This is a genomic window from Streptomyces sp. NPDC052225 (assembly GCF_040679615.1).
Classification (GTDB): domain Bacteria; phylum Actinomycetota; class Actinomycetes; order Streptomycetales; family Streptomycetaceae; genus Streptomyces.
In genome coordinates, this window is the sequence record NZ_JBFAVD010000003.1 from 413,226 (window position 1) to 433,203 (window position 19,978).

At 71.4% G+C, this 19,978-nt stretch carries 20 protein-coding genes; 10 read left to right on the forward strand and 10 right to left on the reverse strand.

Annotated elements, in window-relative coordinates; genetic code table 11:
• Positions 1-42: 42 nt before the first annotated feature.
• Complete coding sequence (fahA, locus tag AB0L37_RS07580) at positions 43-1,326, reverse strand: fumarylacetoacetase (RefSeq protein WP_365501375.1); 1,284 nt, start codon at positions 1,324-1,326, stop codon at positions 43-45.
• Positions 1,327-1,559: 233 nt separating this feature from the next.
• On the opposite strand from fahA, the gene AB0L37_RS07585 reads away from it, so the two are divergent.
• From AB0L37_RS07585 to AB0L37_RS07595, 3 genes are all read left to right on the forward strand, one after another.
• A complete protein-coding gene (locus AB0L37_RS07585) occupies positions 1,560-2,810 on the forward strand; it encodes an ATP-grasp domain-containing protein (protein ID WP_365501377.1) in 1,251 nt (416 codons plus the stop codon).
• A 55-nt stretch (positions 2,811-2,865) separates the two neighbouring features.
• Positions 2,866-4,068 carry an FAD-dependent oxidoreductase gene (locus AB0L37_RS07590; RefSeq protein WP_365501379.1) on the forward strand — a complete coding sequence of 401 codons (1,203 nt, stop codon included), beginning with the start codon at positions 2,866-2,868 and terminating at the stop codon, positions 4,066-4,068.
• 175 nt (positions 4,069-4,243) lie between these two features.
• Complete coding sequence (locus tag AB0L37_RS07595) at positions 4,244-5,047, forward strand: HAD family hydrolase (protein ID WP_365501381.1); 804 nt, start codon at positions 4,244-4,246, stop codon at positions 5,045-5,047.
• Positions 5,048-5,098: 51 nt separating this feature from the next.
• On the opposite strand, the gene AB0L37_RS07600 is transcribed toward AB0L37_RS07595, so the two are convergent.
• Entirely contained in the window at positions 5,099-7,108 is a 2,010-nt protein-coding gene (locus AB0L37_RS07600; RefSeq protein WP_365501383.1) for a CocE/NonD family hydrolase, read from the reverse strand.
• Positions 7,109-7,117: 9 nt separating this feature from the next.
• Positions 7,118-8,623, reverse strand: a complete 1,506-nt coding sequence (locus tag AB0L37_RS07605) for a peptide MFS transporter (protein WP_365501385.1) — start codon at positions 8,621-8,623, stop codon at positions 7,118-7,120.
• Positions 8,624-8,847: 224 nt separating this feature from the next.
• Between AB0L37_RS07605 and AB0L37_RS07610 the strand changes: the two genes are divergently transcribed.
• The gene (locus AB0L37_RS07610; protein ID WP_365501387.1) at positions 8,848-9,858 is read left to right on the forward strand and encodes a polyprenyl synthetase family protein; all 1,011 of its coding nucleotides are present in this window, start codon (positions 8,848-8,850) and stop codon (positions 9,856-9,858) included.
• A gap of 21 nt (positions 9,859-9,879) precedes the next feature.
• Here AB0L37_RS07610 and AB0L37_RS07615 read toward each other — a convergent pair whose 3' ends face one another.
• Positions 9,880-10,410: a hypothetical protein gene (locus AB0L37_RS07615; RefSeq protein ID WP_365501389.1), complete on the reverse strand. Its 531-nt coding sequence runs from the start codon at positions 10,408-10,410 to the stop codon at positions 9,880-9,882.
• 339 nt (positions 10,411-10,749) lie between these two features.
• On the opposite strand from AB0L37_RS07615, the gene AB0L37_RS07620 reads away from it, so the two are divergent.
• From AB0L37_RS07620 to AB0L37_RS07630, 3 genes are all read left to right on the forward strand, one after another.
• Positions 10,750-12,000, forward strand: coding sequence for a DUF2092 domain-containing protein (locus AB0L37_RS07620; RefSeq protein WP_365501391.1), 1,251 nt, complete (start codon positions 10,750-10,752; stop codon positions 11,998-12,000).
• Positions 12,001-12,069: 69 nt separating this feature from the next.
• Positions 12,070-13,017 carry an ABC transporter ATP-binding protein gene (locus tag AB0L37_RS07625; protein ID WP_365501393.1) on the forward strand — a complete coding sequence of 316 codons (948 nt, stop codon included), beginning with the start codon at positions 12,070-12,072 and terminating at the stop codon, positions 13,015-13,017.
• A complete protein-coding gene (locus tag AB0L37_RS07630) occupies positions 13,004-13,891 on the forward strand; it encodes an ABC transporter permease (protein ID WP_365501395.1) in 888 nt (295 codons plus the stop codon). Before AB0L37_RS07625 ends, AB0L37_RS07630 begins: the two co-directional genes overlap by 14 nt.
• A gap of 10 nt (positions 13,892-13,901) precedes the next feature.
• Here the strand turns inward: AB0L37_RS07630 and AB0L37_RS07635 are convergent, their stop codons facing one another.
• From AB0L37_RS07635 to AB0L37_RS07655, 5 genes are all read right to left on the reverse strand, one after another.
• Positions 13,902-14,528, reverse strand: coding sequence for an NAD(P)H-dependent oxidoreductase (locus tag AB0L37_RS07635; RefSeq protein ID WP_365501397.1), 627 nt, complete (start codon positions 14,526-14,528; stop codon positions 13,902-13,904).
• Between the two features lie 95 nt (positions 14,529-14,623).
• Entirely contained in the window at positions 14,624-14,857 is a 234-nt protein-coding gene (locus AB0L37_RS07640) for a hypothetical protein (protein ID WP_365501399.1), read from the reverse strand.
• A 69-nt stretch (positions 14,858-14,926) separates the two neighbouring features.
• Positions 14,927-15,376, reverse strand: a complete 450-nt coding sequence (locus AB0L37_RS07645) for a VOC family protein (RefSeq protein ID WP_365501401.1) — start codon at positions 15,374-15,376, stop codon at positions 14,927-14,929.
• 68 nt (positions 15,377-15,444) lie between these two features.
• Positions 15,445-16,437: an EamA family transporter RarD gene (rarD, locus tag AB0L37_RS07650; RefSeq protein WP_365501403.1), complete on the reverse strand. Its 993-nt coding sequence runs from the start codon at positions 16,435-16,437 to the stop codon at positions 15,445-15,447.
• A gap of 112 nt (positions 16,438-16,549) precedes the next feature.
• Positions 16,550-17,407, reverse strand: coding sequence for an SDR family oxidoreductase (locus AB0L37_RS07655; RefSeq protein WP_365501405.1), 858 nt, complete (start codon positions 17,405-17,407; stop codon positions 16,550-16,552).
• A gap of 90 nt (positions 17,408-17,497) precedes the next feature.
• Here AB0L37_RS07655 and AB0L37_RS07660 point away from each other — a divergent pair, with 90 nt between their 5' ends.
• The 3 genes from AB0L37_RS07660 (at position 17,498) to AB0L37_RS07670 (ending at position 19,189) form a co-directional block, all read left to right on the forward strand.
• Positions 17,498-17,899 carry a helix-turn-helix domain-containing protein gene (locus AB0L37_RS07660; protein WP_365501407.1) on the forward strand — a complete coding sequence of 134 codons (402 nt, stop codon included), beginning with the start codon at positions 17,498-17,500 and terminating at the stop codon, positions 17,897-17,899.
• Positions 17,900-18,119: 220 nt separating this feature from the next.
• Positions 18,120-18,653 carry a DUF6082 family protein gene (locus tag AB0L37_RS07665; protein WP_365501409.1) on the forward strand — a complete coding sequence of 178 codons (534 nt, stop codon included), beginning with the start codon at positions 18,120-18,122 and terminating at the stop codon, positions 18,651-18,653.
• A 299-nt stretch (positions 18,654-18,952) separates the two neighbouring features.
• Complete coding sequence (locus AB0L37_RS07670) at positions 18,953-19,189, forward strand: hypothetical protein (RefSeq protein ID WP_365501411.1); 237 nt, start codon at positions 18,953-18,955, stop codon at positions 19,187-19,189.
• A gap of 63 nt (positions 19,190-19,252) precedes the next feature.
• Here the strand turns inward: AB0L37_RS07670 and AB0L37_RS07675 are convergent.
• Positions 19,253-19,978, reverse strand: a 726-nt coding sequence (locus AB0L37_RS07675; protein ID WP_365501413.1) for a thiamine pyrophosphate-dependent enzyme, incomplete at its 5' end; no start/stop codon positions are given.

Genomic DNA, 19,978 nt, shown 5'->3' on the forward strand with positions numbered 1-19,978 from the left:
CGGTGCGGACCGTGGCCGGTCGCGCGCGCTGTTCCCGTGCCCCTAGGGGGCGCCCACGATCCGCCCCGTGACCTCGCCCAGGCCCACCCGGGTCCCGTTCGGCCCGGGGGCCCAGGCCGTCATGGTCACCACGTCGCCGTCCTCCAGGAAGCCCCGCTTGCCGGTGGGGAGTTCGAGGGGATCGCGGCCGTTCCAGGTGATCTCGATCAGGGAGCCGCGTTCGTTGTCCTCGGTGCCGCTGATGGTGCCCGAGCCGTACAGGTCGCCGGTGCGCAGGGACGCGCCGTTGACCGTCATGTGGGCCAGCATCTGGGCGCCGGTCCAGTACATGCCGGAGAAGGGGGGTTCCGAGATGACGTGCCCGTTGAGGGAGACCGTGATGTGCAGGTCGTAGCCCGCGGGGTCGTCGGCCGACGCGGTGTCGTCGAGGTAGGGCAGGAGCGGCACGGTGCGCTCCGGCGGGGCCGTGCGCGCCGCCTCCAGGGCGTCGAGCGGCGTGATCCACGCGGAGATCGACGTGGCGAACGACTTGCCGAGGTGCGGGCCGAGCGGCACCGTCTCCCAGTTCTGGATGTCGCGCGCCGACCAGTCGTTGAGCAGGCAGAGCCCGAAGACGTGGTCGCGGTAGGCGGCGAGCGGGACCGGCGTGCCCTGCGCGGAGGGGACGCCGACGACGTAGCCGACCTCCGTCTCGATGTCGAGGCGGACGGACGGGCCGAAGACGGGAGCCGGGTCGGACGGGCCCTTGCGCTGCCCCGACGGGCGTACGACGTCCGTGCCGGAGACGACGACGGTGCCGGCGCGGCCGTGATAACCCACCGGCAGATGCTTCCAGTTGGGCTTGAGCGGCTCCTCGTCCGGGCGGAAGAGACGGCCCAGGTTCGAGGCGTGGTTCTCCGAGGCGTAGAAGTCCACGTAGTCCGCGACCTCGAAGGGGAGGTGCAGGGTGACCGAGGCGAGGGCGTGCAGGTGCGGGCGGACCGTCTCGCGGTGGGCCGGGACCGTCAGCCACGCGGTGAGCGCGCGGCGCACGTCCGACCACGCCGTACGGCCCGCGGCGAGAAGGGGGTTGAGGGTCGGCCGGGCCAGCAGGCCCGCGTACGGGGAGCCGAGGGCCGTCGCCGCCGCGCCCGCGTCCAGGACGTGGTCCCCGATGCGGACGCCGACCCGGGGGCCCTCGTCCGCGTACGAGAAGACACCGTACGGAAGGTTGTGCGCGCCGAAGGGGTGGCCTTCGGGGAGGTCGAGCGGGTCGGTGCGGCCGAGAGCGTCGAGCCGGGTGGGCTCGGACTCGGACGCGGACGCTGAGGTGGCTGCGGGTGCCATGCCTGCGGGCCTCACTTTCCATTCGGGGTGCGCCACACGTTACGTGGGTGACGGCAGTTGAGGCAGTGCCTAAAGAGTTCGCAATGTCCGAATGACCCGTTGATGGATCGGTGGGTTCCGGCTTAGCGTCATTGTCCGGTGGGCGCGGACGGGGTGGGTCCGGGTCCGATGGGGGACGCGTGGGGGGACCCGTGGCCAGGAGTGCCGGTAATGCGCGGAGCGGTAGCCAACGCGTGCCAGTCGCCGCGGACCGGGACGTGCCGGGCCTCATCGTCAAGTTCGGCGACTACCCCCTGCACCACGGCGGCGTCGGAGCCATCCGCAGCCTCGGCCGGCTCGGCGTGCCCATGTACGCGATCACCGAGGACCGTTACACCCCCGCGGCGGCCTCCCGGTATCTGCGCGGCGCCTTCCCCTGGCGGACCACCGGGGCGGAGGAGCCCGAGCGGCTCGTCGAGGGGCTCGTGCGGATCGCGCGGCGGATCGGGCGGCCCACGGTGGTGATCCCGACGGACGAGGAGGCGGCCGTCCTGATCGCCGAGCATCAGGGCCCGCTGGCGGACGCGGGGTATCTGTTTCCGCGCGTGGAGCGGGAGTTGCCGCGCCGGCTCGCCAGCAAGCAGGGGTTGCACGAGCTGTGCGTGGAGCACGGCATCCCCTCGCCGACGGCCGCGTTCCCGCAGTCGTACGCGGACATCGAGGAGTTCGCCGAGAAGGCGCGCTTCCCGGTGGTGGCGAAGAACCGGGAGGCGTTCACCCGCCGCTCGCAGCCCGCCGTGAACGGGACGACGAGGATCGCGACCCCGGACGGACTGCGCACGCTCGCTCGCCACTGGGGCGAGAAGCCCGGCGTGATCCTCCAGGAGTACCTGCCGCGCGAGCAGGCCGAGGACTGGATCGTGCACGCCTACTTCGACCGGGACTCCACGCCGCTCGCGATGTTCACCGGCGTCAAGGTCCGCTCGTGGCCCCCGCACGCGGGCATGACGGCGAACGCGTACGTCGTCGACAATCCGGAACTCGCGGACCTCGCCGCGCGTTTCATCAAGCAGATCGGCTTCACCGGCGTCATCGACCTCGACCTGCGCTTCGACCGGCGCGACGGGCAGTACAAGCTGCTCGACTTCAATCCGCGGATGGGCGCCCAGTTCCGCCTGTTCGAGAACGAGGCGGGGGTGGACGTCGTCCGCGCCCTGCACCTGGACCTGACCGGCCGCGCCGTCCCGGAGGGGGAACAGCGGGCGGGTCACCGGTACGTGGTGGAGAACATCGACCTGCCCGCCCTGCTCGCCTACCGGCGCAGCGGATACACGACCCCGCACGCCCCGTCCCGCGCGAGCGGCACGGAGCTGGCGTGGTGGGCGGCCGACGATCCACGGCCGTTCTTCACGATGCTCGCCCGGTTCGTACGGCCGGGTGCCAAGCATCTCTACCAGCTGTGGCAGACCAACCGCCGCGGCAGCACGACCGGTTCGGGTGCCTGAAGGGGTCCGCACCGGCACGGAGTAATGACGCTGCGTCGTCCTGGGGAGGGACTTCGTGATCCATCCGGTTGCCGTCATCGGGGCAGGCCCCTACGGTCTGTCCACCGCCGCGCACCTTCGGGCCCGCGGCATACCTGTACGGGTCTTCGGGGAACCCATGGTGAGCTGGCGCTCGCACATGCCCGAAGGAATGATCCTCAAGTCCGTGCCGTCGGCGTCGAGCATCGACGCCCCGCAGCGCGGCCACACCCTCGCCGACTACTGCGACGCGGCGGGCATGAAGCGCCTGGTCACGGACGAGGACCTGATCTCCGCCGAGACGTTCGTGGCGTACGGGGACTGGTTCCAGCAGAAGTTCGTGCCCGAGCTCGAGCGCGTGCGGGTCGTGTCGGTGGACCGGCGCGGCACGGCGGGCTTCGAGCTGAAGCTGGACTCGGGGGAGCAGTTCACGGCCCGCGCCGTCGTCGTCGCCACGGGCCTGTCCGGTCTTGAGCACCTGCCGCGCGAGTTCGCCGCGGCCGTGCCCGACGGGCCCACCCCCACGGGTCCGCTCTCGCACAGCGCGCAGCACCACGACCTGTCCCGGTTCGCGGGCAAGGAGCTGATCGTCGTCGGCGCGGGGCAGTCCGCCCTGGAGACGGCGGTCCTCGCGGCGGAGGCGGGCGCGAGGGTGAAGGTCGTCTCGCGCGGCAAGGGCCGGGTCCGCTTCGGGGCGCCGCCGTGGAACCAGCCGAGGTTCCGCCCCGAGACCCCGTTCGGCAACGCGTGGTCGCTGTACGCGTTCACGTACTACCCGCACCAGTACCGCCAACTGCCGCCGCAGGCACGGCACTTCCTCGTCAAGCGGGTGCTCGGCCCGCTCGGCGCGTGGTGGCTCAAGGAGCGGTTCGAGGGCACGGTGGCGGTGCGGGACGTGGCCGCCGTGGAGCGGGTGTCCGTGGCGGACGGCGCGCCCGTCCTCACCGTCCGCACGCACGGCGACCGGCTCACCGACCTGAGCGCCGACCACGTCATCGCGGCGACCGGCTACCGGGTCGACCTGGCCGCGATGCCGTTCCTCGGCGACGGCCTGCGCACCCGCCTCGCCACCAGCAGGGGCACGCCGCGGCTCGGCGCCGGCTATGTGTCGTCGATCCCCGGCCTGTACTTCACGGGCATGCTCGGCGGGTCCTCGTACGGCCCGGTGATGCGCTTCGTGTGCGGTACGGAGTTCGCGTCACCGCGCCTCGCCCGGCATCTGGCGGCGGCGCACGGGTAGTCGGATCGGGCCATGCGGACACCCGGGCGGGCTACCGCAACTGCCCTCCCGGGGCCGCTGGTTGGGTGCCGCTTAGCCCGAAGAGATGATGCCGTCCAGGCGCTGCGGGGCATACGGCCCAGGGCGGCCGGTACGCGTGGGGCCACCCGGGCTGCTGGTCCGTATTCTTCGGCTCATGGCCGCACCCGCATATGCACTCATCGCCACTGACCTGGACGGAACGCTGCTGCGCGGCGACGACACGGTCTCCGACCGGACCCGCGCCGCCCTCGCGCGCGCCGCCGCGGCCGGGGCCCGGCACATCGTGGTGACGGGCCGGCCCGCGCCCCGCGTGAAGCCGCTCCTCGACGACCTGGGCGGCAGCGGGCTCGCCGTGTGCGCGCAGGGGGCGCAGCTGTACGACGCCGGCGCCGACCGCCTGCTGTGGTCGCTCACCCTGGACCGGGAGCTGGCCGAGCAGGCGATCGGGAAGATCGAGGCGGAGGTCGGCCAGGTGTTCGCGGCCGTCGACCAGGACGGGGTGGAGGGCCTGACGCTGATCGAGCCCGGCTATCTGATGCCGCACCCCACGCTGCCCGCGGTCCGCGTCCATCACCGCGCGGCCCTGTGGACGGAGCCGATCAGCAAGGTGCTGCTGCGCCATCCGGCGCTGTCCGACGACGAGTTGGCGTCCGTGGCCCGCGCCGCGGTCGGCCCGCTCGCCACGGTCACCATGTCGGGCCCCGGCACCGTCGAACTCCAGCCGCGCGGCGTCACCAAGGCGACGGGCCTCGAACTCGCCGCGGAGCGCCTGGGCGCGGGCCCGGCCGACACGATCGCGTTCGGCGACATGCCCAACGACGTACCGATGTTCGCGTGGGCGGCCCGCGGCGTCGCGATGGCCAACGCCCACCCCGAGCTGAAGGCCGTCGCCGACGAGGTGACCGCGTCGAACGAGGAGGACGGGGTGGCGGTGGTGCTGGAGCGGCTCACCGGCTGACCGGAGCCGACCGGCTGAGGCGGGCCGGAGCCGCTCACCGGCAGCGGCGCCTCACCCCGCCGTCCGCGGAATCCGCTCCTCCCACGTCCGATGGAACACCACCTCGCCGCCGTCCCGGCACACCACCTCGCTGGACGTGACGAACTCCCGCTCCGTGCAGGCGATTTCGGAGCGGGTCTCGACCGTCGCGTCCCAGGCGAGTTCCGGCCGGTGCAGGCGGATCGACCAGTCGGAGCGGGTGCGCGCCGACAGCGGGTCGTGCTCGTCGATGACGTACGTCTCCAGGGCGTCCTCGGTGAACTCCAGGCCGTCCGGGTAGACGCGCGTGCCGCCGTAGCGCGGGTCGACCTCCAGCTTCCACTCGCCCTTGGCGACGTCCCGTACGACGAGACGCTCGGGCCGCTGCTCGTCGAGGGACGCCGGGTGGACGACGCCGAGCGGCTCCGACTGCTCCGGGGCGCCGAAGGTGATGGCGCCGCCCAAGTCGCCGGAGCGGACGGGGAGTTCGAGGGAGCTGCCGACGGGGGCGAGCGTGAACCCCGCCTCCGAGCCCGGCTGGGGCCAGATCCACGGCCAGTACGCCGACGACACCGCGAGGCGGATGCGATGGCCCGCGGGGAAGGTGTGGCCGATGCCGTTCAGCTCGAACGTGACGTCCTCGGTCGTGCCCGGCACCCACGGCACGTTCGCCGCACGCCCGTGCCGGGACGAGAGGTTGAGGACGCCGCGCGTGACCAGCGTCGACGATCCGTCCGGCGCCACGTCGCAGACCCGCGCCACGACCTGCCCGCGCGGCACCTGGGACGTCACCCGCAGCGTGACGCGCGGCCGCCCCAGCACCCGTACGTCGGACGGCACTTCGAACTCGAAGCAGGCCGACTTCGCGTCCTCGTCCCGCTGGTCGGGCGGCAGGTCGCCGTCGTTGCCGAACGGGAAGAAGCGGCCCGCGTCCAGGCCCGTGTGCTGCGGTGAACGGACGAGCACCGGCGCGCCCTGGAGCGCGTACGAGACCGGTGTGACATTTGGGGACGGCCAGGACGGGTCGCCGACCCAGTAGCCCGGCAGCTCGTCGTAGACGGTCGCGGGCGGGTGCGAGTCGCTGAGGTACGAGCGGAGCTTCGGCTCGGCCATCACCCCCGTGTCCTCGCCCTTGAGCCAGTGGTCCCACCAGCGCAGCGTCTCCTGGAGGAAGCCGATCGCGGGGCCCGGCGGCAGGCCGCGGTCCGGGTACTGGTGCGACCAGGGTCCGATGACGCCGCGGACCCGGTCGTCGGGGAGGTGCTCCACCAGGCGCAGCACGGTGTCGCGGTACGGGTCGTGCCAGCCGCCCACCGCGAGGACGCCGGCCTTGATCGCCGAGTAGTCCTCGCAGACGCTGCCGTGGCGCCAGTACGCGTCCCGTGTCTGGTGCTTCAGCCACGTGTGGATGAACGGGTCGACCGCCTCCAGGCGCGTCGTCCACATCTCGCGCCAGTCCTCGCCCACGAACTGCGGGTCCGGCGGGCGCGAGACGAACGCGAGCATCGTCGCCGCCCACGCGTGCATGTCCACGGCGAGCACGGAGCCGCCCATGTAGTGCACGTCGTTGTCGTAGCGGTCGTCCGTGGAGCAGACCGTGACGATCGCCTTGAGCGGTTCGGGGGCGAGCGCCGCGATCTGGAGCGAGTTGAAGCCGCCCCACGAGATGCCGAACATGCCGACCTTGCCGGACGACCAGGGCTGTTCGGCGAGCCAGTCGACGACCTCGACGCCGTCGCTGAGCTCCTGCTCGTCGTACTCGTCGCCCGGCATGCCCTCGCTGTTGCCGTGCCCGCGCACGTCCACGCGTACGGAGGCGTAGCCGTGACCCGCGTACCAGGGGTGACGCTGCCAGTCGCGCGGCGCCGTCCAGTCGGAGAGCCGGTACGGGAGGTATTCGAGGAGGACCGGGACCGGCTCGTCCGTCACCGGGCGCCAGACGCGCGCGAAGAGCGTCGTTCCGTCCGAGAGGGGTACGCGGATGTCCTCGCGGGTCGTCCCGTACGGGAACTCGGTCTGGATGCGGGGGGAAGCAGGGCTCATGGGAGTACCTCAGTGAACGGGGTGCATGGTGCGCCGCAGCCACGGCGCCAGGGCGATCACGGCGACACCGACGGCGACCGCGATGGCGCCGTTGACGCCGAAGTACGCGGGGTTCGAGACCTCGCCGTAGAGCTTCACGGTCTGTGCCTGGATGCCGTTGGCGAGGGCAAGGGACAGGAACCACAGCGACATGGTCTGGCTGGCGAAGGCCTTCGGGGCGAGCTTGGTCGTCGCGGACATGCCCGACGTCTCCAGGAGGACGTCGCCGAGCCCGAGCAGCAGATACGAGCCGACGATCCACCAGGCGGCCATCTTGTAGGTGTCACTGCTGTGGCCGGACGTCGGGATCACCATCAGCAGGAACGACAGACCGCCCAGGATGACGCCGATGGCGATCTTGTTGGAGGCGTGCGGCTGGCGCGGGCCCATCCGCGCCCACAGGCCGGCCACCACGGGCGCCAGGGCGACCTCGAAGGCGCCGAGCGCGGACGCGTACCAGCTGGCGGGGAAGTGGAAGCCGAGGATGGTCGTCTCGGCGTTCGTCGAGGCCAGCAGCATCATCGTCGAGTAGGCCTGGAAGAGGATGAAGTTGAAGGCGACCGATGCGACGAAGAGGACGAGATACGGCCGCAGCCGGCCGCGCTCCTCCGCCGTCACACGCGGGCTGCGGAACATCACCACGAAGTAGACGACCGGCGCGATCACCGAGATCACGGTGAGGACGTCCACGAAGCGGTCCATCGTCAGCCAGCCGGCCAGGGCGAGGACCACCGCGAGCGCCGCCACCACGAGCGCGCCGACGATCATCATCCGGACCGCGCGGCGCATCCCCTCGGGCGGCAGCGCGTACTCGGCGGCGTGCTTGCGCCCGGCCAGGTGACGGCGGCCCGCGACGTACTGGATCAGGCCGAAGGTCATGCCGATCGCGGCGGCCGAGAAGCCCCAGTGCCAGCCCTTGTGGTCGCCCAGCCAGCCGGTGATCAGCGGGCCCGCGAACGCGCCGATGTTGATGCCCATGTAGTACAGCGCGAACCCGGCGTCGCGGCGCTCGTCCTCGGTGCGGTAGAGCTTGCCGACCATCGAGGCCACGTTCGGCTTCAGGAGGCCGGTGCCGGCGCTGATCAGCCCGAGCCCCACCCAGGTCATCGTCGCCGTCGGGACCGCCATGGAGTAGTGGCCGCAGGCGATGAGGATGCCGCCCCACAGGACCGCCCGGTACGAGCCGAGGATCCGGTCGGCGAGCCAGCCGCCGCCGACGGAGACCAGGTACACCAGCGTGCCGTACGCGGCCGAGACCGATGCCGCGGTGCCCGGGTCCATCCCCATGCCGCCGTGCGCGACGGTGTCGGCGAAGTAGAGGACGAGGATGGCCTGCATGCCCAGGAACGAGAAGCGTTCCCAGACCTCCAGGCCCGAGAGCGTGAGCAGCCCGCGCGGCTGGCCGAAGAAGGCCGTATCGTCGCCGGGCGGCGGCTCTTCCGCAGCGGGCGCTGGGTCGGTGGCGGTGCGGGACAAAGTGCGTACTCCCGGTCGTATCGGCTGATCAAGAACATACCGGGGGTGTCAGCGGGCCGCCCGGGCTGGGGTGACCGGGCAGGCGCCACCTGTGATCGAAACAGGACCGGATACGCTGACTTGAGTGATGGCAACGACACATCGACAAACCGTGTCATCGACCAAATGATCGACCGAGTTCGCCATGTGAGCGTCGTGATCGTCAGCAGACAGGAGAACCTCTCGTGACCGTCGTCGGGACTTTCGGTCTTAGCGTGCGGGACCAGGCTCTCGAAGCCGATGTCCAGGCCGGTTTGGCGGCTGTCGAGGAGGGACTGCTCGAAGCCACCAAGAGCGAGGTCCCCTTCATCACCGAGGCCGCCCAGCATCTGGTGCGCGCCGGGGGCAAGCGCTTCAGGCCGCTTCTCGTGACGCTCGCCGCGCAGTTCGGCGACCCGTACGCGCCGGGCATCGTGCCCTCCGCCGTCGTCGTCGAGCTCACCCACCTCGCGACGCTCTACCACGACGACGTGATGGACGAGGCGGACGTGCGCCGCGGGGTGCCGAGCGCCAACCAGCGCTGGGGCAACTCCATCGCCGTTCTGACCGGTGACTTCCTCTTCGCGCGCGCCTCGCACATCCTGGCCGACCTCGGCCCGGACGCCGTCCGGATCCAGGCCGAGGCGTTCGAGCGCCTCGTCACCGGCCAGATCCTGGAGACGGCGGGCCCGGCCGACGGGCGCGACCCGGTCGACCACTACCTGGACGTGCTCGGCGGCAAGACCGGCTCACTGATCGCGGTGGCGTGTCGTTTCGGCGCCATGATGTCCGGCGCCGACGAGACCGTCGTCGACGTCCTCACCCAGTACGGGGAGCGGCTCGGCGTCGCCTTCCAGCTCGCCGACGACGTCCTCGACATCGCCTCCGACGGGCACGAGTCCGGCAAGACGCCCGGCACCGACCTGCGCGAGGGCATCCCCACGCTGCCGGTCCTGCGCCTGCGCGAGCGTGCCGAACTCCTCGGGCTGCCCGAGGACAAGGAGCTCGTCGAACTCCTCGACTCCGACCTCGCGGACGACGACCGGCTCGCCGAGGCGATCTCCCGGCTGCGCGTCCACCCGGCCCTGGAGCAGGCCCGCAGGGACACCGTGCGCTACGCCGAGGAGGCGCGCGCCGCCCTCGCCCCGCTCCCGGAGTGCGAGGCGAAGTCGGCGCTTGTGGAACTCTGCGACGCGGTCGTGCACCGCGCCGGGTGAATTCAGGCCCTTTCGGGTCCGTCAGTACCCGGAGCCGCCGCTCTCGCCCGACGCCTTGCCCCCGTCGGGCGTGATCGCGAACCATGTGCCGTCGACGCCCTGCCCGTACGCCTCGCGGGGCTCGTCGTCCTGGGCGTACCGGTACAAGGGCCATCCGGCGAGCGTGAGTTGGGTGGTCCCGTCCGTCCGCCTCACGGTCGACACCAGCGTGCGGTCCACCCCCTTCACGGTGATGTCGCCCTTCGGGGCGGCCGCCGGCCAGAGCGTGGCGCAGGTGCCGTGACAGGTCACCTTCGTCGGCTTCGCCGAGTCCTCGTCGAACCGGTACAGGACGTATCCGTCGGCGTCGGTGACCACGGTCCCGTCGACTTTCTCGGCTGTCGAGACGGCGAGGGTGGCCGTGCCGCGGGAGGGAGCGCTGCCGCTCTCCTTGCCGGTGCCCCCGACGCCGTCGTCTCCGCCCCCGTCGCCGCTTCCGCACCCCGCGAGCGCGAGCGCCGCGACCGCGGCCCCCGCCGCGGTGAAACCACTGAGATACCTGATGGCGAGCATGGCCACCCCCTGGTCCGTGCCGTGTCGCTGTCACCCTCCGGTACGGATCCGGCGCCCGGAATCCAGGCTTCCCCGCCGCATGTGACGCAGGTCACATCACTTCTCGGGCGGTGCCTCCCCTACGGGGTGGGGGGAGCTGCGGACCCCGTGTGTCATCCCGTAGGCGTACACGGAGTTGATCCCGCGGTCTGACGCTTCGTGGTGGCCGGTTTGGTCAGATTGAGAACACCACTCCTGACCAATTCGGGTGAGAATGGCGGCTTGGGGTGGACGCACACCAGCAGGGACGAGTGCACAGGACGGTAGGCCGCCGCCGAACACGGAGGTAGGGCAACAGACATGGCACCGTACGCATCCGAAGACAGCCAGAGCCAGGACCAGGGCCCGGGCCAGAGCGCCCGGCGCCGCAAGGCGGCCAGGTACGCCGTTCCCGTGGCCGTGCTGGGGGTGGCCGCGGCGACGATCGGGCTCGTCCCGGCGCTCGCGGACTCCGGTGACCCGGAGCTGCCGAAGATCACCGCCCAGGAACTCATCGAGAAGATCGCCGCGTCGGACACGCAGCAGCTGTCCGGCACCGTCAAGATCCACACGGATCTGGGCCTGCCCTCGTTCGGCGGCGCCGCCGCGGGCGGCCTCCTGGGCGGCGGGGCGGGTGGCGGCGAGGACGGCGGTTCCAGCGCCGACCCGAAGGAGAAGCTCCCCGAGCTCGCGTCCGGCACGCACACGCTGCGCATCGCGGCGGACGGCGAGACCAAGCAGAAGCTGTCGATCCTCGACGACGCGTCCGAGTACAGCCTGATCCACAACGGCGACGACGTCTGGGCGTACGACAGCAAGTCGGACCAGGCGTACCACGCGAAGGACACCGGCGCGGGCGACCACGGGAAGAAGGAGCGGTCGGGCGAGGTCCCGGCCACGCCCAAGGAGCTCGCCGACGAGGTGCTCAAGGCGTCCGGCGACACCACGTCCATCACCGTCGACGGCACGGCGCAGATCGCGGGCCGCGACGCGTACCGGCTCCAGATCAAGCCCAAGCAGTCCGGCTCGACGGTCGGCGCGATCACGGTGTCCGTGGACGCGAAGACCGGTACGCCGCTGAAGTTCTCGCTGACCCCGGCGAGCGGCGGCGCCGCCGTCATCGACGCGGGCTTCACCAGCGTCGACTTCGGCAAGCCCGCGGCGTCCACCTTCGACTTCAAGCCGTCGAAGGGCACGAAGGTCACCGAGGCCGACGACCTGGCGAAGCAGGGCGGCGCCGACAAGGCGGCGCCGAAGGGCGCCGAGGAGCTCGACGGCCTCGAAGGCATGGACGGGCTGAACGTGATCGGCGAGGGCTGGACCACCATCGCCGAGCTGAAGCTCCCGAAGGAGGCGGGCGACCTCGCCTCGGGCTCCGCGGCCGGCTCCGCCGACCTGCCGCCCGACGCGCAGAAGTTCCTGTCCTCCCTGGGCGACCAGGTCAAGGGCGACTTCGGCTCGGGCACCGTGTACTCGACCCGTCTCGTGAACGTACTGATCACCGAGGACGGGAAGGCCTACGCCGGAGCGGTCACCAAGGACGCGCTGGTGAAGGCGGCCGACGCGGGCTGACGGCAGCGAAGTCGACGAGGTGAGGGGGCGGTGCGCACCGCCCCCTCACCTCCCGTATGCGGGAGGGGCATGGCGCCGGGCGGAGCGGTCATCGAGACCACGGAACTCACCAAGCGGTACCGCGGCGGGCAGCTGGCGGTCGACCGGTTGAGCCTCACCGTCCCCGAGGGGGCGGTCTTCGGCTTCCTCGGGCCGAACGGCTCGGGCAAGACCACCACCATCCGCATGCTGATGGGCCTGATCGAGCCGACCGGCGGCACCGCCCGGGTCCTCGGCCGCCCGATGCCCCGCGGCGCACGGGCCGTCCTGCCGCACGTGGGCGCGCTCATCGAGGGCCCGGCCCTGTACGGGTTCCTGTCCGGCCGCGACAATCTGCTGCGCTACGACTCGGCGGACCCGACCGCTGATCCCCGTACCCGCGGGCAGCGGGTCGCCGCCGCCCTGGACCGGGTGGGCCTGACGGCCGCCGCGGCCAAGAAGGCGAAGGCGTACTCGCTCGGCATGAAGCAGCGCCTCGGGCTCGCCGCCGCCCTGCTCCAGCCGCGCCGCCTGCTCGTCCTGGACGAGCCGACCAACGGCCTCGACCCGCAGGGCATGCGGGAGATCAGAACCCTGGTGCGGGAGCTGGCGACCGACGGCACCACCGTCTTCCTCTCCTCGCACCTCCTCGACGAGATCGAGCAGGTCTGCACGCACGCGGCCGTGATGGCGCAGGGCCGGCTCATCACCCAGGGCCCGGTCGCCGAACTGGCCGCGGGCGTCCACGGAAAGCTCGTGGTCACCACCCCCGACCCGGCCGACGCGGCCCGCGTCCTGAAGGAGCACGGCATCACGGTCACCGAGACCACCGACGACCGCGTGGTCGCCGAACCCCCGCTGCCGGGCACCGAGTTGGCGGACCTCAACGCCGCACTGGTCACGGCGGGCGTACGGGTACGCGGCTTCGGCGTCGAGCGGGCGTCCCTGGAGGACGCGTTCGTCGCGCTGACGGGGGAGGGCTTCGATGTCGCAGGCTGAAGCGCAGGCCGCGCCGGCTCCCCGGCCGAGTCCGCTGTGGACCCTCGGCCTGTTCCGCAGCGAGCTGACCACCACCTTCCGCCGCTGGCGCACGCTCGCACTGCTCGCGGTCCTGGCCGGCGTGCCGATCCTGATCGGTGTCGCCGTGAAGATCGAGACGAGCGACGGTTCGGCGCTCGGCGGGGGCGGGCCCGAGGGCGGCGGTCCGGCGTTCATCGCGCAGATCACCAACAACGGCCTGTTCCTGGTGTTCACGTCGCTCGCCGCGACGCTCCCGTTCTTCCTGCCCATGTCCGTCGGCGTCGTCGCGGGCGACGCGGTGGCGGGCGAGGCGAACGCGGGAACGCTGCGCTATCTCCTCGTCGCCCCCGCGGGCCGCACCCGGCTGCTGCTCACCAAGTACGCGACGACGATGACGTTCTGCCTGGTGGCGACGGTCGTCGTCGCCGTCTCGGCACTGGCCACCGGCGCGATCCTGTTCCCGCTCGGCGACGTCGTCACCATCTCCGGTACCACGATCGGCTTCGGCGAGGGCCTGTGGCGGGCCTTCCTGATCGCGCTCGCGGTGGCGGCGTCACTGACCGGGATCGCCGCGCTCGGCCTGTTCGTCTCGACGCTGACGAACAGCGGCATCGCCGCGATGGCGACCACGGTCGGCCTGCTGATCACCATCCAGATCCTCGACCAGATCCCCCAACTGCACGCGCTCCAGCCGTACTTCTTCTCCCACCACTGGCTGTCCTTCGCCGACCTGATGCGCGAGCCGGTCTACTGGGACGACCTGGTCAAGAACCTCGAAGTGCAGGCCCTCTACGTGGCGGTCTTCGGCTCGGCGGCCTGGGCCCGCTTCACGGCGAAGGACATCACCACCTGACGGGAGGGGGCTACGCCTGCTCGTCCAGCTCGTCCAGCTCGTCCCGCTCGTACGGGAACCGGGCGAGCGGCGCCTCCCGCTCGAAGAACGTCTTGGCGTTGGCCAGCGCGGACTCGTCCTTCAGTACGTCACCGGGCTTGCTGCCGTTGCCGAGCAGTACGCCGCCGAAGCGCATGCCCATGTACGCCGCCGAGTTGTTGAGCGTGCCGATCAGCGGGTCGGCGACATCGAACTCCTCGTGCGCGAGCGCGGTGACGCCCCACAGGGTGCGCCCGGCGAGGGTCGCCTTGAAGTCGACGCCCGGCGTGCGCAGCCAGCCCGACCAGTAGTCCAGGTAGCGCTTGGTGGAGGCGGAGACCGAGTACCAGTACAGCGGCGACACGATGACGATGTCGGTGGCGGCGAGCGTCGCGTCGAGCAGCAGCGCGACGTCGTCGCCGTGCGGCCGGGTGTGGTCGCTGTCGTGCCGCAGGTCCTCGAAGTCGGGCAGCGGGTGCGCGGCCAGGTCGATCCAGCGCTGCCCGGTGCCGGCCGGCAGCTGCTCGGCGGCCCGGCGGGCGAGGATCTCGGAGTTGCCGTCGGGCCGGCTGCTGCCGAGCACGAACAGGAAGTCGCGGGTGGTCGCGGTCGCGGACATGGGTCCCCCAGGGCAGGTAGGCGCTCACTTACTTGCGCATGCAGTATATGCATACGCAAGTAAGTAGGGGAATGGCAGGAACTCCCCTCGGCGGCCTACTCGTCGGAACGCTCCAGAATCCCGAGGCCCGCGTCGGGCGCCCGCTCCGCGCGTCCCCGGGTGAGCCGGACGGCCACCCAGGTCAGCGCGGCCAGCGCGGCGAGCAGGAAGAGGAACCCGAGGATCAGGAAGACGGCCCCCCACGCCCCGAACCTGGCCAGCACCCAGGGAAGGTTCTCCTCCCCGCACCCGCACGCCACGACATCCCGCACGCCCCGTCCCCCCGTCATGAGCTGCGCCCCCGTCATGAGCCGTGTCCCCTCATACGTCGAGCATCCCCCGGTGCCGGTGCTTCCGGGTCACTGCAGACAGAACTCGTTCCCCTCCGGGTCGGCCATCACCACCCACGCGCCGCCCTGCGACTTCACGGTGTCGAGCACCCGCGCCCCGAGCCCGGTCAGCCGCTCGACCTCGGCCTCGCGCCGCTCCGGGCCGACATGGACGTCGATGTGCAGCCGGTTCTTGCCGGCCTTCGCCTCCGGCACCCGCTGGAACAGGATCCGCCGCCCCTGCCCGGTCCCCGTCCCCTCCTCCACCGGGTCCTCGGGATGCCGTACGGCGATGAGGTCCCGGAAGGCCCGCCGGCCCCGGAACTCCACGGTCTCCGCCTCGCTCAGCGCACCGAAGCCCAGCAGTCGCTCGATCAGCGCGGCGTTGTCCTCCACCTCGTACTCGAGGACGGCGGACCAGAACTCGGCCTGGGCATGCGGATCGGCCGAGTCGACGACAAGCTTCCAGTGAAAGGTCATGCGCTCATTGAACCGGACGCCACTGACAGTCCCGCGGCCCCAAGTCCGCGCGCTCCTGGGGCAGATGCTCAGACGGCGGAAGCGGACCGGGGGGTTTCCTCATCCTGAACCACAGCCCCGGCAGCCCGGGCCAAGGCCACCCGCCCGGCGCGGGCGGAGCGCAGCGCGTCCCACGTGAGAACGCACAGCGCGACCCACACGAGCGCGAACCCGGCCCACCGCTCCGCCGGCATCTCCTCGTGGAAGTACAGGATCCCGAGCACGAACTGGAACACCGGGGCCAGGTACTGGAGCAGCCCCAGCGTCGACAGCGGCACCCGGATCGCGGCCGCGCCGAAGCAGACCAGCGGGATCGCGGTGACGAGCCCGGTCGACGCGAGCAGGGCCGCGTGCCCGGCGCCCTCCGTGCCGAACGTCGAACGGCCCTGCGCGGTCAGCCACACCAGGTAGCCGAGGGCGGGCAGGAACTGCACGGCGGTCTCGGCCGCGAGGGACTCCACGCCGCCGAGATTGACCTTCTTCTTCACGAGCCCGTACGTGCCGAACGAGAAGGCGAGAGTGAGCGAGATCCACGGCGGCTGCCCGTAGCCGATGGCGAGCACGAGCACCGCGAGCAGCCCGACGCCGACGGCCGCCCACTGCGCGGGCCGCAGCCGCTCCCCGAGCAGCAGCACGCCGAGCGCGATGGAGACGAGCGGGTTGATGAAGTAGCCGAGCGAGGCCTCCACGACATGGCCCGAGTTCACGGACCAGATGTAGACGCCCCAGTTGACGGTGATCACGGCGGCGGCGACGGCCACGAGCCCCAGCCGCTTCGGCTGGCGCACCAGTTCCCGCGCCCAGTCCCACTTCCGTACGAAAAGGAGCGCGACGCCCACGAAGACCAGCGACCACACCATGCGGTGGGCAAGGATCTCGACCGAACCGGCGGGCTTGAGCAGCGGCCAGAACAGCGGGACGAGGCCCCACATGCCGTAGGCGGCGAACCCGTTGATCAGTCCGACCCGCCCGTCGTTGGCCTTCTTCGCCGCTGTTTCCTCTGCCGCCCCGGCGTCCCGCACGGACCCTCCTCATGACACACGGCAGCCCCGCGGCGGCCACTGACGAAGGTAGCGCCGCGGGGCGGTGCGTGTCATGCCCGTATCGACATACGGTCCTGACGCCGGTGAAGGGCTACTTCAGGGCCTCGGCGACGGCGTCCGCGAGGGGGGTGGTCGGGCGGCCGATGAGCCGGGCGAGGTCGCCGCTGCGGTGGGCGAGGAGGCCCTGCCCGATGGCGGTGTCGACGCCGACGAGGATGTCGGCGAAGGGCGCGGGCAGCCCGGCGCCGAGCAGCACCTCGCGGTTCTCCTCCGGGGTGACGGCGCGGTAGACGACGTCCTTGCCGGACTGCCGGGCGACCTCGGCGGCGTACTCCGCGAGCGACCAGGCGGCGTCACCGCTCAGCTCGTACGCGCGCCCCTCGTGGCCCTCGCCGGTCAGGACGGCGACGGCGGCCGCGGCGTAGTCGGCGCGCGACGCGGAGGCGACGCGGCCGTCACCGGCGTTGGCGACCACGGCGCCGTGGGCGAGGACCGGGGCCAGGTTCGCGGTGTAGTTCTCGTGGTACCAGCCGTTGCGCAGGAACGTGTACGGCAGGCCGGAGTCGAGGATCGCCTGCTCGGTGGCCTTGTGCTCGTCGGCGAGCGCGAAGTCGGCGGCGGGTCCGCCGAGCACGCCGGTGTACGCGAGCAGCGCGACGCCCGCGGCCTTCGCGGCGTCGATCACGGCCTGGTGCTGGGGGAGGCGCCGGCCGACCTCGCTGCCGGAGATGAGCAGCACCCTGTCCCCGGCCCGGAAGGCGCCCGCGAGGCTCTCCGGCACGCTGTAGTCGGCGACGCGCACCTCGACCCCGCGCTCCGCGAGGTCCGCGGCCTTCTCCTTGCTGCGTACGACAGCCGCGATCTCCCCGGCGGGCACGCCCGCGTCGAGCAGCCCTTCGACGACGAGACGGCCGAGCTGGCCGGTGGCACCGGTGACGACGAGGCTCATGTCTGAAATCTCCTTCATTGGGCGGTTCTCCCTCACCGTACGTCCAGCACTGTCGATTCGTAAGTACCCACTTTGAAGTAAGGTACTGGCATGGGAGTAAGTACGGTCAGGCAGTGGACGTCCGGCGGTGGCGGCGAGGGACTCTGCCCGCAGCGCCTGATCCTGGAGCACGTCACGAGCCGCTGGGGCGTTCTCGTGCTGCTGGCCCTGGAGGAGCGCTCGTTCCGCTTCAGCGAGCTGCGCCGGGAGATCGGCGGGGTGAGCGAGAAGATGCTGACGCAGACCCTCCAGACCCTGGAGCGCGACGGCTTCGTCCATCGTGACGCCAAGCCGGTGATCCCGCCCCGCGTCGACTACTCCCTGACCGGGCTCGGCCGGGAGGCGGCGGGGCGGGTGCGGGAGCTCGCGGAATGGACCGAGCGGCGCACGGCCGAGGTGGCGGCGGCGCGAGCGAGGTACGACGAGGTCCGGGCGTCCGGGTCGTCATCCTGACGTAACTGACCCTTGTGGCCCGGTACTTGGGGCACCCGGTGCCGGTCGGCCCGGCATGCGCACGGCACATAAGGGGCACACACCCGATAGGGCGCCGGTCTACACCAAACCCGCCATCCACCTGTGCGCCCCCTGTCCGCCTCCCACGCCGCCCGGACCCGCTCGGCACTCTGGAGGTGGAACGTTCCGCCCGTTGCGCCGACCGGGGGGTCTCCTTGACATGGCCACACTGACATCGCCCCTGCGAGGGGTCGGAACCTGGCTGAAGGCCGGGTTCGACCGCCGTCGCCACCGAGACGAACTGCTCGAACGGCTCGTCGAGGAGATGCGCCGCGCGAACACCCTGCGCCAACACTCCCTCTTCATCGACCAGTTGGACCGCGCCATCGCCGATCCGGACCTGGCGGCGGCCCTGAGCACCCTCCCGGACCTGACCGTGCGGGAACGACGGCTGATGCTGTGGGCGAACCGGGAGTACGCGGTGCTGTTGCTGGCGCACCGGGTGGGCACGTTCTGCTGGGACGAGCTGATCGGGAACCTGCGGGTGCTGTGCACGAACCAGGTCTTCAAGGACTACTGGCAGCGGACCGTGGAACACCGGCGCAGTCTTCCCGACGGGTCGCTGGACGCCAGGGTGTGCGCGGTCATGGACGGCATGATGGAGGAGCTGGAGTCGGACCCCGACGAGTGGTGGGTCGTGGGACGCGACCTGGGCTCGGAGGCCGACCCCTGCGAGGGCGAGGCGCCGAGTTGACCGAACGGCCGTACAAGAGGGGAAAGTGCGGCGTTCGTACGGGGGGACCGCCGGCCGGCGACCGTGTTGACGCGTCGCACACTCCGAACGTCACGGAACGGCAAAGCGTCGGTCGCCGAGGGGGCGGTCTCTGAAACCCTCGCCCTCAAGGGCGGGGACTGTAGACGCGGCCGGTCAGGTGACGCAAGCCGCGTGTCATTGACGTGAGTAACTGCGACGACGGCTGCCCATGGTCGGATTCCGCCTGTTAATGTGCCGCGCCCTGTGCGGCCGGGTGGATACGTCGAGGGGTCCAGGCTGTGAAGATCGTCCGTCGCATGGGAGATTCCCCTCGGCTGAGGGGCTGCGGTACGGGCGAGACCTGTCCGGACATCTTCGAGCTGAGCGACAGCAACTTCGCGGTGATCGGCACGGAGGCCACCGAGGCCCTGCGCGGCGAACTGCCCGCCGGTGTCACGCTCGGCCCCGGTGAGCGCCTTGTCGTCATCACCCGCAAGACCCTCATCCGGGCCAAGCGCGACCTTCCCGACGCCTGATCGTCGTGACATGACGGAGGGCCGGGACCCGAGCGGGTTCCGGCCCTCCGCCATGCGGGCGGGTCAGCCCACCACGGTCCAGGTGTCCCCGCCGGCCAGGAGTGCCGCCAGGTCCCCCTTGCCGTTCTGTTCGATCGCCGCGTCCAGCTGGTCGGACATCTGGACGTCGTAGACGGGGCGTTCGACGCTGCGGAAGACGCCGATGGGCGTGTGGTGCAGGGTGTCGGGGTCCGCGAGGCGGGAGAGGGCGAAGGCCGTCGTCGGGGACGCGGTGTGGGCGTCGTGGACGAGGATGTCGGCCTTGTTGTCCTCGGTGACGGCGACGACCTTCAGGTCGCCGGTCGCCGGGTCGCGGACGACGCCCTTCGAACCCTCGGCGCCGAAGACGATCGGCTGCCCGTGCTCCAGGCGGATGACCGCTTCTTCCGCCTGCTGTTTGTCCTTGAGGACTTCGAAGGCGCCGTCGTTGAAGATGTTGCAGTTCTGGTAGATCTCCACGAGCGCGGTGCCGGGGTGGTCGGCTGCCGCGCGCAGTACCGATGTGAGGTGCTTGCGGTCGGAGTCGACCGTGCGGGCGACGAAGGACGCCTCCGCGCCGAGGGCGAGCGAGACCGGGTTGAAGGGTGCGTCCAGTGAGCCCATCGGCGTCGACTTGGTGATCTTGCCGACCTCTGATGTCGGGCTGTACTGGCCCTTGGTGAGGCCGTAGATCCGGTTGTTGAAGAGCAGGATCTTCAGGTTGACGTTGCGGCGCAGCGCGTGGATGAGGTGGTTGCCGCCGATGGAGAG